The sequence below is a fragment of the Kamptonema animale CS-326 genome (assembly GCF_028330895.1).
GTDB lineage: Bacteria > Cyanobacteriota > Cyanobacteriia > Cyanobacteriales > Microcoleaceae > Kamptonema > Kamptonema formosum.
The window spans coordinates 1-13,551 of record NZ_JAQMUA010000119.1 but is presented as its reverse complement, the minus strand read 5'-3'; the positions used below and the strand labels follow the sequence as shown (position 1 = coordinate 13,551).

The 13,551-nt window shown below is 43.1% G+C and carries 10 protein-coding genes; 4 read left to right on the top strand and 6 right to left on the bottom strand.

Annotated features, from left to right (window positions below; all coding sequences use genetic code 11):
- Positions 1–119: 119 nt before the first annotated feature.
- On the top strand, positions 120–545 hold the full coding sequence (locus tag PN499_RS06955; protein WP_272030962.1) for a hypothetical protein: 426 nt from the start codon (positions 120–122) through the stop codon (positions 543–545).
- Here the strand turns inward: PN499_RS06955 and PN499_RS06950 are convergent.
- Complete coding sequence (locus PN499_RS06950) at positions 542–958, bottom strand: thiol-disulfide oxidoreductase DCC family protein (protein WP_272030960.1); 417 nt, start codon at positions 956–958, stop codon at positions 542–544. The two genes, PN499_RS06955 and PN499_RS06950, sit on opposite strands and share 4 nt — an antisense overlap.
- A gap of 88 nt (positions 959–1,046) precedes the next feature.
- On the opposite strand from PN499_RS06950, the gene PN499_RS06945 reads away from it, so the two are divergent.
- The gene (locus PN499_RS06945; protein WP_272030959.1) at positions 1,047–1,937 is read left to right on the top strand and encodes an Rpn family recombination-promoting nuclease/putative transposase; all 891 of its coding nucleotides are present in this window, start codon (positions 1,047–1,049) and stop codon (positions 1,935–1,937) included.
- A gap of 151 nt (positions 1,938–2,088) precedes the next feature.
- Here the strand turns inward: PN499_RS06945 and PN499_RS06940 are convergent, their stop codons facing one another.
- The gene (locus PN499_RS06940) at positions 2,089–2,997 is read right to left on the bottom strand and encodes a DALR anticodon-binding domain-containing protein (protein ID WP_272030958.1); all 909 of its coding nucleotides are present in this window, start codon (positions 2,995–2,997) and stop codon (positions 2,089–2,091) included.
- Between the two features lie 226 nt (positions 2,998–3,223).
- Entirely contained in the window at positions 3,224–5,782 is a 2,559-nt protein-coding gene (locus PN499_RS06935; RefSeq protein WP_272030956.1) for a GH116 family glycosyl hydrolase, read from the bottom strand.
- Between PN499_RS06935 and PN499_RS06930 the strand changes: the two genes are divergently transcribed.
- Positions 5,781–5,963 carry a hypothetical protein gene (locus PN499_RS06930; RefSeq protein ID WP_272030955.1) on the top strand — a complete coding sequence of 61 codons (183 nt, stop codon included), beginning with the start codon at positions 5,781–5,783 and terminating at the stop codon, positions 5,961–5,963. The two genes, PN499_RS06935 and PN499_RS06930, sit on opposite strands and share 2 nt — an antisense overlap.
- On the opposite strand, the gene bchE is transcribed toward PN499_RS06930, so the two are convergent.
- The 3 genes from bchE to PN499_RS06915 all read right to left on the bottom strand — a co-directional run bounded on the left by bchE (position 5,912) and on the right by PN499_RS06915 (position 12,370).
- On the bottom strand, positions 5,912–7,948 hold the full coding sequence (bchE, locus tag PN499_RS06925) for a magnesium-protoporphyrin IX monomethyl ester anaerobic oxidative cyclase (RefSeq protein WP_272030954.1): 2,037 nt from the start codon (positions 7,946–7,948) through the stop codon (positions 5,912–5,914). The two genes, PN499_RS06930 and bchE, sit on opposite strands and share 52 nt — an antisense overlap.
- A 519-nt stretch (positions 7,949–8,467) precedes the next feature.
- Positions 8,468–10,519 carry an iron uptake porin gene (locus PN499_RS06920; RefSeq protein WP_272030953.1) on the bottom strand — a complete coding sequence of 684 codons (2,052 nt, stop codon included), beginning with the start codon at positions 10,517–10,519 and terminating at the stop codon, positions 8,468–8,470.
- Positions 10,520–10,777: 258 nt separating this feature from the next.
- Complete coding sequence (locus PN499_RS06915; protein ID WP_272030952.1) at positions 10,778–12,370, bottom strand: mechanosensitive ion channel family protein; 1,593 nt, start codon at positions 12,368–12,370, stop codon at positions 10,778–10,780.
- Between the two features lie 559 nt (positions 12,371–12,929).
- On the opposite strand from PN499_RS06915, the gene PN499_RS06910 reads away from it, so the two are divergent.
- A complete protein-coding gene (locus PN499_RS06910; RefSeq protein WP_272030951.1) occupies positions 12,930–13,247 on the top strand; it encodes a hypothetical protein in 318 nt (105 codons plus the stop codon).
- The last annotated feature ends 304 nt before the right edge of the window (positions 13,248–13,551 follow it).

Sequence of the window (13,551 nt, the reverse complement as noted above, 5' to 3'; positions counted from 1 at the left end):
TAGCCCCTAGCCCCTAGCCCCTTCTTAAAAATGTCCGCCCTTCACAGTCTACATTCCGCAGGATGTAGTTACATTGTTATCTAAAGCTATTGGCACTATATTTTGTAGGAGTGTTGAAGGTGAACGCTGCTGAACAAGCTAGGAATATTGAAGTCGCCAGCAAAATTGCTGCTGTTGTAAATTTATTCAAGTCGCAATTCCCGGATGCGAGAGTGGATCTCAAACCTTGGATGAATGACGCGGATACTAGGGAACTCGTCGATCCTGATTCTATTGACATTGGGTTTCACTTCCCCGGTAGGAGTCGGTTGCTGCAAAGCCGCAGCATTTTAATCCAGATTCGATTTTACGACGATCCGGTAGATGGCGATCGCCGCGCGATCGGAGTTGAGGCCGCTGGTTACGATCATTCTGGTCAACAGTGGCGATTTTCAACGGTGGATAATTGGGGTTTTGCGGGGACAAAGGAACCAGCATCCGAGTCGGCGGAAAAGCTGAAACATTTTTGTCGGCAAATATTTGAACTGTTTAATAGTTCAGTTTAAGGCTGGCAATTTCCTTTGATACCGCAACTGATTGGATAAGTTGATTCGTATGTTGTAGATCGTTTGCCAAATAGCGTATAGCGGTTGTCGCGGACTTGTTCGTAGATGCGATCGCCTACCCATTTCAGACCTGGCATTGCGCGATAAGTGGCAACAAATATATTTCCTGCTGGCAGTAAGCGACCGATTTCTTCAGCGGCGTTGCTGCCTTGCCAGCGGCGATCTGGTGCGTTTCCATCTATTAAGATCATGCCCATTTCGCAGTCTTGAGGCGTTATCTCAAATTTGTCTAACTCTTCTTTGTCTTGCATAGGTATATACTGAAATTCTTGACCTTTATCTAAGTTTTCAAGTAGTTGTACTAAGGTAACGCAGAGATTGCAATTGCCGTCGTAGATTACGTAGTAAGTCATTGAGTATAGTTGATATTTATGCTACCTAATTATAGCATAACTTAGAAGCTTTATCGGAGATAATTAATTAAGTGTATTTTCTACTAAAATGAAAACCGATTCCATTTTTTATCGCTTGTTTCAAACTTTCCCCAGTGCATTCTTTGAACTAATCGATCGTCAAGCTTCAGAAGCCAGTGCTTACGAGTTTGCTTCTGTGGAATTAAAGCAAACAGCTTTTCGCATTGACGGGGTATTTCTCCCCATTGTCAATCAGCGAGAACAACCTATTTATTTTCTAGAGGTTCAATTTCAAAAAGATCCTGAGTTGTACGCTCGTTTGTTTTCAGAAATTTTCTTGTATTTACGCCTTTATGCACCGACTAAAGCTTGGCAAGCAGTGGTGGTGTTTGCTAGGCGTAGTATGGAACCCACTGAGGTAGAAGCATATCGGGTTTTGCTGGAGAGTTCGCAAGTCACTCGCTTGTATTTAAGCGAGTTGGGAGATATTGCTGACTTATCTCTGGGAGTTGGTATGATGAAGCTAGTGGTGGAGACTAAAAAGCGCACTCCTGAATTAGTCAGAGAATTGGTGGAAAAAGCCCAAGCAGAAGTTACAAATGTATCTCTACAACAGGAAGTGCTAGACTTGATAGAAACAATTGTGCTGTACAAGTTACCTAGTTTAAGTCGTCAGGAGTTGATAAGGATGTTTGGATTAAGGGAGATGAAAAGGACAAGGTATTATCAGGAAGTTAAGGAGGAAGTTCTGGAGGAATTCAAAGAGGAAGTTCGGCAGGAGGTTCGCCAAGAAGAGGCTCTAGGGTTGATTTACCGTCAACTTACTCGCCGCATTGGTGCTGTAAATTCCCAATTGCAGGAGCAGATTCGGCTATTATCTATTGAGCAGCTAGAGAATTTAGCCGAAGCTTTGCTGGACTTTTCAAGTGAAGCAGATTTAGTAGCTTGGTTACAGAATATTTCTAATCGATCTGATTAGAACAGGACTTACGCACCCAACCAAAGAAACCGGGTTTCGACTTTCGCTCAACCAGCAGTTTTTTACGAAAATGCTTCGTTATTACCCACAGATGCTCTCAAAAACCCGGTTTCTATAGCCATGAGCGTAAGTTCTGGATTCAATCACTACTTTACAGTTCCAGAGGAGCGATTACACCTAATAATTCTTGCAGTATAAATTGCAGTAAGGTTTGAGTTGCTAGTATTAAACCTAACCTTGCTTGAGCAAGTTTTGGTGTTTCTGTCTTCACTTCTCCCCAAATGCGACATTGACTATAAAACGTCTGGAAAGCATCGCTTAAAGTATGGGCTAATTTGATCCAATCTGTCGATTTATTGGTGATGAGCTGCTTTTCAAAACCTCCGTTAAAAAGGCAGGCTAGAGTGTCTACAGTTGTAAATAATTGGGAAATTAAATTAAGTTCTGCGGGGTGTACTAACCGCAGACAGTTGTTAGAATTTAGCCAGGGTATGGGGTTGGGATTGATAATCTGCCAATGTGGGGGGCTGGTTTGCCGATCGCGCTCCACAAGATCTATAATCCGATCGCGGTCAGCTAGTCGCAACAGGGAACAACAACGAGCATGGCTATATTGAACTGGAAAGATGCGATCGCTTTCCACAGAGACAGATTTAATTTGACTCTCTCCCTTCTCTAACGTCTGTGGGGTGTCAGTGAGATATTGCAACCAGGCGGCGATACTTACATCGGTTAATTCAAACAAAATCATCGTTGATGGCAAAACTTCAATGGTAAAATCTTCCTTACTTAAAAAGCCTCTTTTTTCTCTCTCTTTTTGGCATTTAGCCGCAAGCTGGGTAGCAACTTCGATCGCTGGTTGTTGCCAGATATGAGCGAGTTTAAGCGCGATCGCAGATATGTATTGCACTCGCCTAGCATCTTTAGTGCGCTGTAAGGGTATTTCCTCAAGCGCGATTTTAGGGGATGCGATCGCAGCTTCTAATAGTTTCAGTAACATACCTTTCGCGCCTAAAACTAAGATCGTGCCCACCTCCTGCATCTTTGGTATCTCGTGCATAAGTCATGTATTAAGCTTTCTCGCATCTAATACCAATACCAAATCCAGGTTTACTACCCTCTTGATTGTCATTGCGAGCACAGCGAAGCAATCTCAAAACCTTGCGATTGCTTCGCTTCGCTCGCAATGATAAGTATTTAATCGGAGATGGTATAATTACCCATTCTCAATTAGCAATTACCAATTAGCAATTAGCAATTACCAATTACCAATTACCAATTACCAATTACCAATTACCAATTACCAATTCATGATAAATTGCCCAAATTGCCATCGCCCTTAAATAATGGCTAGCCCTAAATGTTCCCGTTGCTGTAATTGCTTCAGGTGTCCGAAATTGCAACCCATTTGCATAAATTTGCTTGACAACTACCTCCGTCAATTCTAAAGCTTTTTCCTTCATCCCCATCTGCATCATAAAAGCAGCTAAACCAAAATTAATTCCCGTCCAAACTTCTAGAGGATGAGTTGCACCTGGCTTTTCTGGGGAACCATCAAGCATAACGCCATTAGCTGCACCAAACTCACCTTGATTGAACTTGATAAAACAAGATTCATACACTGTTTCTAAGGCGCTGAGCGCACATTCTTCTGGTACAATATCGGGCAATCCTAATAAACGTGCATAGAATTGACCGCATAATTGATCTGCCATTACTACCTCTGAACCGCTTTCGCTATCTAATCGGTAATATTGCCCATTCCACAGTCTTTGTTGATAGATTGGTTTAGCTTGTTCTAACCAATTTTGGTAATTGGTAATTGGTAATTGGTAATTGGTAATTGGTAATTGGTAATTGGTAATTGGTAATTGGTAATTGGTAATTGGTGAGAGACTTACATCCGTGAAATCCTTGTTAAAATTGGTAATTGGTGATTGGTTTAATTCTTCTACATTACTTTGATTTTGAATCAGTAAAGAACCAATCGCGATCGCAGCTTCTAACGCCGCTAACCACAACCCTCCGCAATAGGCACTCACGCCCCGCATCTGCCAATCATCAAAAGTCTGATCGGGGGCACCTGAATTTTCAGGAATCCCATCGCCATCTAAATCGAAGGTTTTGAGATAAGCTAAAGCTTCCACAATTGCTGGCCAACACTCTTGCAAAAACTCGTAATCTGTGCTACCAGTTAATAAGAAATCTCGATAAACTTGCAAGACAAAATCGCAGGGTAAATCTTTCCACAAATTGCAATCTTGATAGCTGGTATAGTTAGTTTTCTCCCAAGGGTGTTCGTTCGGAGCTCCTAAATCGTGGGGTGTAGCCCCGGCAATTTTCCGCACTGCTGAGGCTTGATTCCAGCCAATAACTCTGGGGGTATCGTCTCCTGTGAAAATCGCTCTAGCGAAGGCTAAAAGCACTGCCTTATCTAATTCTGGCCATAGCATTAATAAGGCAAAAGAACCGTAAAGACGCACATCTAAACTCTCGTACCAACGATAATCTATGCACTCTAAAACTGCAAATTGACCTTTGGGATCGCGTTCGTCAGCGGCACTCCAAAGCGTGCCACCATCAGTTAGGGCATAGAGTTCGTTAAACATTGCCATTTTGATGCTATCTGGCAAGTCTTCCCTGGCTAAAATTGGCTGTTGCCAAGCTTGAATATTTTCTCGCCAAGTATCCGAATGCTTCATAGCAGTACGAATTATTGACCAGACATTTTTGCCATTGCGACCAAAGAAATCTGTGTAGCGGCGGTAATACCAAACTTCGGGGGCAAATTCGGTGATCGGAAAATCCCAAGCTAAAATAAAGGGAATCTTGCGAGTTTTTCCCGGTCTAATTGTAAAGCGAACTGCGATCGCGCAGGCTAGTTGTTCCCCTCCTGCGGCTGGTGTTTCATCGGGATCGTCTAGCAAGAAGCCTTCTTGTGAGAAGGGCCGCCAAATATCTTCGCCGCTGCCTGCTGGGTTCCAACGGGTTTGATAAAATACTTCTACGGCGGCATTGGCGACTGTCGCGATCGCCCATTGTCCTTCGCCTTCTTTTACTTCTTCTGATGCACTTAACCGTGTCATCACGCAGCCGATGCGGTGAAAATCTTCTACTAAGCGATTGAAATTTCCCCCACTTTCTCCCCAGCGAGAATTATATTCATAAACAGGACTACCATCATCTCTGACTTTAATTTCTGGGGATTTATTGGCATTAGTAAACCAGCCGACTGTATTCTGCCAAGTCAGCATGATGCTGAGAGTAATTGGTCGATCTGTGGGATTGTGGGCTATCCATTCAAAGATGGCGACTGGATAACTACTTTCTTGATAGTTTCCGGCCCAAATTGGCGAAAATTGTTCGCAGCTTAATTGTGCTTGAAAGACATTTTCATAAACAAACCAACTGCGAGGATAAAGTGCATGATAACTACCAGTACTCAGGCTTGAATCTGAATTTTGCTCCTCACTTTTTAATTTTTCATTTTTAATTTTTAATTCGCTCGGATACCATTTCCAAGCAGATAAACTACCATCTGTAGGGGGTTCTGTAGATAAGGCATAAGCTTGTTTTTTGCCGTCAATTTCTTCAAAGACGCTGAATTGACAAGCGGGTAAACTGCGGAAAACGTGCTCGCCACCATCGATATGCCAGAGGTTGAAGTCACCGCGATGCGATCGCCCGATACAGCCGGCACCAAAGCCGCCCAGGGGCATTCCATGCCAGGGGCCATCGTCGAGATTGCTGGGGTAACGGACGGTGTAGGGATTGTCCCAACCCAGGCCGATAGGACGGTTCCAGGTTTGGGGGGGGATGTTGGGGTTAGATGTGCGATCGCTCATGTCATTGATTTTACCCGATCGATGGGTTTCCGTTTTGGATAAATTTATGAAACAATCTGGGCGATCGATGAAGATCGATCGCCCAGATTACTTCGGGGGAAACTCCGCTTGCAATCGCTTGTGTGGCAATTATCCTGTGGTTACTGCTGCTTCTATAGGAGAAGCGATCGCTGGATCTTGATAACTCCCTTTTCGATGCGTAATTCGTACCGCCTCTGCTAATTGTTCGATACTTGCATCTTTCAAACAAAAACCATTCGCACCCGCCTTTAACGCATCTGATAACAGCGATTCTTGATCGGGAGTTATCAACACTAAAATTTTGGACGAAATCACGTAGGAATTAGCCTGAACTTTCCGCGCATTGCGAATAAACTTCACCAAATCCATATCGGGAAGCGTACTATCAACAACAGCGACATCTACATCGATCGATTCCAACAACACCAAACCCGTTTCAGCATTCGTTGCTTCGCTAGCAACTTCAATCCCTGTTTGTGCTCTCAAATTCACCCGCAAATCAATCCGAGTTTGCTGATCGTCTTCAATCACAGCAACCTGAATCATATCATGCTGCTCGTGAACTTTGGTATAGCTATCGCATTCTTCCCCATTGTTCAATCCAGCACTAGCTGAAATCGTGCCTACAAAGTCAATATCTGCCGGACGATCCTGTTTCAGTTGTGCCATTTGTTCGGCACTCAAAATCTTGGATTCATCAAAGCCGAACTCAATTTCAGTGTGCAATCCTTTTTGCTTCACCCGTTGCAAATTATAGAACCGTTTGTTAAGGGTGGTCTTCACAAAAGCCCAAAGACATCCCAACAAATAACGCCGCTTAAACGGATCTTTTTCAAACCAATACTCAATGAATTTCCACGAATAGAAACGGGCATAGTTGCGAAGTACGCCTTTGAGAACTTCTTCCCGCGTCATGTTGTCGGGTTTAATAATCGGCGTAACGAAATTGTAGTGAGAATAATCGCGGATTTCAACTTTATCCGCTAAGTCTTGGAATAGTTCGGAAAAAGGCCAAGGCGTGTACATATTCCAGTTAGTCATATCCGCTTGCCAATCTCGCGCCATCTTGTAGCTTTCTTCAATAGTTTCTGGCGTTTCGTTTGGCAATCCCATGATAAATTGAACTTCTGCCAAAATCCCGTTTTCTCGCAGGAGTTGTACCGCTCGTTTATTATCTGCAATCGTAGTTTCTTTACGAAATAAATTCAGGTTTAATTGAGCGGCAGCTTCCGTTCCTAACGAAACGTGAACTAATCCAGCTTGGCGATAAAGGGGCAATTCTTTTTCATCTCTGAGAATATCGGTAACTCGCGTATTGATTCCCCAGTGAATGCCTAAATTACGGTCGATTAGTTCCTTGCATAAGGCAATGAATCGAGATTTGTTGATAGTAGGTTCTTCATCCGCCAGAATAAAAAATCCAATCTTATGTTCTTTGACTAAATTCTCAATTTCATCGACAAAATGTTTAGGCGATCGCGAGCGATATTTGCGCCAGAATTTCCATTGGCAGCAAAAGCGACAGCGGAACGGACAACCCCGCGAATAGTTAGGAACTGCCACCCTAGTATTGAGAGGGGTATAAATATAATTATCCCAATCTAAGAGGCTCCAATCTGGAGTCAAAGTGTTTAAATCTTTGATCGGAGGATGAGCAGGGGTAGCGACAATTTTGCCCTCTTCTAAAAAGGCAATTCCTAAAATATCGCGCCGTTCTTCTTTATCTGTCCCATTGGCGATCGCTCGTACTAAATTAACGGTGATTTCTTCTCCCTCACCCCGAATAATATAATCGACCCAAGGTGCTTCGCTTAACACTTCGCGATACATATAAGTTGGGTGAACTCCGCCCATAATTGTTTTAGCATTCGGGCAAATTTCTTTCACCAACTTGAGGGTGCTTTGAGACTTATAAATCATCGGCGTAATTGCCGTTGCCAACACGAGATCGGGTTGGCGATCGCGCAGGATTTCCGCTAAGCGATCGTCATCGATATATTTGGTCATCGCATCGATGAATTCAAGGTCAGTAAAGCCTGCTGTTTTTAATGCTCCACCGACATAGGGAACCCAACTCGAAGGCCAATTTCCGGCAATTTCAGCGCCCCCAGAGTGGTAATTTGGTTGAATTAATAAAATCCGCATCCTAGACCTCTGATTCTGCTTTTATAGATGAACTGAATTAGACAGCTTTAGAAAAATGTCCAGTTTGTTGTGTTCCCAGATATTTGTCAAAAGCTGAGGCAATAGATAACAATGAGATGGAAACTCATGCCGAATATCTATTTAAGGATTTTTATCTTTTATGATTCTATAGCTATGGACTGATTTGACTAGCCACTCTTTGCAAAACTTAATATAATTGCTCGTTTTCAGAAATATAACTGAACGATAAATCTTCGATAATAGATTGTTTTACTCCGTCGAAATAAAAATGTTTCCGGGGGGTGACAACCAGCCTGAAATGCTTTTTGATCAAGCTAAAGCAAGTAAAATTGTAAGGTGGGCGCTCGCCGAAACCATCTTTTTCTATGAGTTACAGGTTCTTTGCGGCGAGCGCCCACTCTACGTTTAATTATGTACAACATCTTAATTAGCTATTAGCTATTAGCTAATTAAGATGTTGTGCATCAGCAATTAAAAACCGCTCCAAGTCTTCAGCCTTTAAAAACTAAACTGCGTTCGCAAATTACCCACATAAATAGTGGGGTTGTTGTCAAAATTATTGGCGTTGCCAATCAAGTAAAATGCCGGAACAATAGCAATATTGTCACTAATTGGCAAATAGTAAGTAGCTTCAAATTCATACTGAGTACCGCCATTTCCTCCTCCAGACACCAAGAATCGACGACCGCCAGTAACATCAAACGGGACTAGAAATGATAGAGTTAGCAAAGCTCCATCTTTGCCCAAATCGGGAAAAGCAAGTCCCATCTGATAAGCTTGAGCTTTAATCGTGCCATCCGGTCGATCGGTTCTAGGAAAAATATTAGTTCGGCCGTAGCTGTAGCGACCAAAAACACCAAAGTTGCGGGCAACTAGCCAGTCAAAATTGAAGATAAAAGTATCCGCCGTTGCATTGCCAATTTTGCCGCCGTAACCATCATCAGCCACACCGTAAATCGGCTCTCCAATTGCACCACCGACTTGTCCGCCTACTTGCTGGATATTAGAGCGAGTGTAGAGAAACCGGAAATTTGCGCGACTGCTAGGGCTAAATGCCAGTTCAACTGTTGCTGAATTAGTACCCTTAAACAAACCTTTAGAGGGGTCAGCAGCCGAATTAAAGGGGTTAGCGGGCAAAAATTCATCGCTTTCGCCCAGATAGCCTAAACGCAGCCTAAACCGACGATTGATATCCCACAAAACCACAGCACCAGCACCGCGATCGACTGCGTTTGATAGAGTGCTACCGTTCGAGTTAAAGGTGCTAGCTCCATTTAAGAAAAAGGTAAAAGCATTATTGTCAAAATAGCGGTAAAAGTTGATCCGCGGCCCGACTACGACTTGTAGGCGATCGCTAAGCGGGAACTGGTAAAAAAGTTCTCGCAAAATAAATTGATTGGCATTAGTACCCGCTGTTTGGTCAAGAAAGGGAGTTCCAAAGGTATTATAAAGACCCGCTGATGCAAACTGATTTGCCGGCGAATCGCCATTACCAACACCTAACTGCGTCACTAATTGATCTTTACCTGTAAAAGAAGTAGTGAGCGTCAGCCAAACTAACTGACTAAAAGTAACTTCAGGGTCATCAACTCTCTGAACAACAGGTCGATTTGTAATCGGATCTCGCCCCGCCGGTCTCAGTGCTAGAGGAGTGTCTGTATTCGTCGTTTCTACTCGGACACGCTTGTTTGCAGTTGCTCCAGTCACATTAAACCAAGCAAGACCGCTAAGTTTAGTTGTTGTTGAAAATTGGTTAGCTTCTAATTCCGCCGTCCGAGCTTCTAAAGCGTCTACCCGTCCCCGCAGTGTTGCTAATTCGGCGGCAAATTCTTCTTGGAGGCGTTGTAGTGCGATTAAGTCTTCTTTCGTGGCTAAATTGTTCGTTCCCCCTGCAATTAGCCGATTAACTTGGTCTAAACAAGCATTTAAACCAGCGGCAAATTCGTAACGAGTTAAAGCTCTGTTACCGCGAAAAGTGCCATCGGGATAGCCAGCAATACAACCATAGCGTTCTACCAGAGATTGTAAAGCTTGGAATGCCCAATCTGTGGGCTGTACATCAGACAACTGAGAAACTGAGGTGACTTGAGCAAAGTCATCGGGAGCGCTAAGATCCGCAGCAGTTCCCGTCTCGGTTGGGAAATCTGGTATTTTCGGAACTTCAGCAATTACGGGAGATTGGGGGTTTAAAACTGGAGATTGAGACAACCACAAGGGATAGCTTTGATTCGGGATGTCTGTAGCAGCTAGTTCGATTGGAGTTGTTGGAGGCGGTTGTACTGCTGCTGTCGGAGATAAGTCACTCTCAGTAGTAGGGTTAATTTCTGTGACTTTCTCCTCTGTTGGTGCTACCTCTGGAGGAGATAAAGTGCGATCGCTCTCTGCTAATGCTAGCTCTGGAAGTTTGGCTTCTGAAGTTGAGGTATCCTGTAGTTGGGCGATCGCGCCTGCTGGTACTGAAGCTATTCCCAGACATCCCACCAACATTGACAAGGAGAAAACCGGAGAAGCGATTAGTGTCGCTTTCCTCGCAGTTGTAAATTTATCCATTTTTCCTCACACCATAATCCGAATCGTTTCACCAGAAGGATATTAACAGTAGAGCTGGATCGGATATGTAAAATTAGCCACATTCTGGCCGACAGTTTTTAGAGCGTTAGTTTCAAGATTAAAAAATTTACTGATTTATTCAATAATTTAGACTGGTTCAATACTTAAATTTTTATGATTAAAGTTAAGTCAGACTTCCACCTTCTGCCCTAACTGTAACTGAGGGTTAAACCTCAAGTTACAGCTAGAGCAGAAAGATTACATCAAGTAAGATTGTCTTAGATGCCAAACCAAATCCTGACGTACTTCACTCTTGATCCGATTTCCACGCTCACAATGCTCTAGCTTGATACTGTCAACATAAAAGCGCACCGTTGTCTCACGACTTTGGTCTCCGCTGACATCATTCACCCAAATTTTCGGGTCTTGCCATTGATTTCGAGAACTCTTAAAACTCTCGCTCATCCAAACTTGAAAGCTTTCCACTAGATCGTCTAATCTAGTTTCCATGCCGACGGGATTGCTGGTGATTTGATATAATTTATTGAGTTTCAGAATCAACAAATTAATTCTCTGTTCCCATTCCCTTGGCAATGCTACCAAATCCTCTTTAAACAAATCTGGGTCTTTTAGCCAGCATTGATACCAGATTCTCACTAGACCAATGAGCGTATTATTAGAGTGAACACCTCCACTTTCAACTAACTTGCTGCGCTTGCGCTTATCCTGACGTTCGGCTTTTCTTTCCAAACCGATCGACAGACAAATTTCTAAAAATTGTTTTTGGATTGTTCTAATTTCTTCTGCATCTAATCCTCCCTGTTCTGCATCGGAGATTAACTCCAATAGTTGCTTCAGGCTCATTTCAATTTTCAAGAGCATACGGGTGACATCTTGCTCAGCGAGCAATCGCATCCGCCCAACTTCTCGCTTTAACTTCTGTTTGACCCCCGATCCAGAATGGCCGTAGTAATTGTCAATTGCTTCCAGCTTACCCTCTAGTTCTCCCATTGTATCGGGGTGGGCAAGTACCACTTTCTCCATCAGAGATATCGCTCTTGCTGGATCGACATCACCCTTGATGGGAATTGAAATGGTGTAGTAATAGTGACTCGTAGGACGGCTAAGATTAATAATGTTTTCACCTTGGAAATTGGCATTAGGGATATAAATTTCAGAGTGACTATCGATTAAGTACATAGTTGTTACCCGCAGACCAATTTTTTTGATCACTGCTCGCGAACCATCTGACAGAGCAACAACATCGCCGAAACTGAAAGGCGTATCAATCAATAACACTAAGCCACTGAAAAAGTTCGCCAGAATGTCCTTTAAGGCAAAACCGAGGATAAATGCCGCTCCCCCAATTGTTACTAGCAAACCGGATAGATCGAAACCCAATTGCTGTAAAGCTAGCAATCCACCAATGAAATAGGTGAAAAAGGGCAGGATGTTTTGGAGTATGGGTATTAAGACATCATCCCACATTGCTTCGGAGCGGTCGGCATACTGCTTGAGTGCATAGAGAACTACTTGGGTTAGAAGTTGAGCAATCCAGTAAGTTACTATTAAGAAATTAAGTGCACTTAGACCTCTCTGGATTAGCCCGATCGTTACTGGCTGACCGTTAAATTCCAGACTACTTCCCCATTGCGTTAATAACAAATTCATTCCGACGAAGCAGACGAGCAGAAGTATTGGGCCCCGTGAGATATTCAACGCTACCAGTGGTAAATCGGTTGGTAGTCGGCGTAAAACTACCCGCAGCACGAAGAATAGGAGATATAAACCAACAACGATCAGCCCCAATATCCCAAAATTACTGAGAAATGCTACAGCACTACTTGACATCTAAGTTGCTCTCCAATTGTAATGGAACTTTAAAACAGTTTTAACTCTCTATAGCGGTTTTCAGGTAGATAAGGTAGATATTAAAGCTCAAAAGCCTTGATATACATAGAATCTAACGTACATTTTGTTTTTTGGTTTTAGTACATTAATCGTATTTTTTGGGATTACAATCACTAGGGGGATTTCAGGCAATTGCGTCAGTTATTCTTGAGAATGGTTAAGTAGGCGGGTATATACCCGCCTACTTAGCCTTCCAAGCCTGACCGTTGTAGCATAAACTGAAAGTAAGCCCTTTTGTCGCTCTACGATTCCCTACGGGAGGCTTCGTTAACGCACTCAGTCATGCCCCAGCACAACAGCTACGACCTACGTCAAAAAGTGATTCAAGCCAAGACTAATGGGGATAAAACCCTGGTGGAGATGGCCTCAGTTTGGGAGGGGGAGATTAGCTCACAGTTTGATTGCTTGCGTTAGCAGCGATCGAAGATGTGCTGCGCTTTGCGTCCTGCGCCGCCAGGGCGGTTGCCATACCTTAAAACTAGGAAGAGGAAAATATCCAATGAAGTTAGACAAGTTTGTACTAGCACAAAATATGGCACTTCTCATATCCATTCCACCCGAAAGTAATTTGGCGAAATTGCTCTCCTTTTGCTTGGCAACAAAGGCTAGAAAAAAGACGACCGGAACAGAAATCTTAAAAATAACCTGCGATCTAATGGAAAACCCATCTACTTTGCCCTATTGGACTCAAGACGTGATGGGACTCGATTTAGATTACACCAGTGAAGAGTGGAAAGCTTTAGGAGAAATGGGCATCAACGATGCAGAGGAGTTTATGGCTACCCTGTGGCAAGAGTTGGAAAATTTGAGTTTATAAGATCTGGCCCTGGCCTCAGCCAAGAAACTCTCCGCTTCCAAACACTCTATCAAAAGTATTCATCAGAGTCGGATAGTTAAAAAAACCGGCCTTTAGACAAGGAAGGAGCAACTTTCAAAAGAGGAACAAAAATATGTCTTTAAATGTTGAACTTTTAGAGCAAAGTTTCGAGAAAATCAAACCTCGTGCTGATGAATTTGCCGCTAGCTTCTACGAAAACCTCTTCATCGCTCACCCAGAATTTAAACCGCTATTTGCCAATATCGCTATAAAAAAACAAGAGAAGAAGCTCATAAATGCTTTG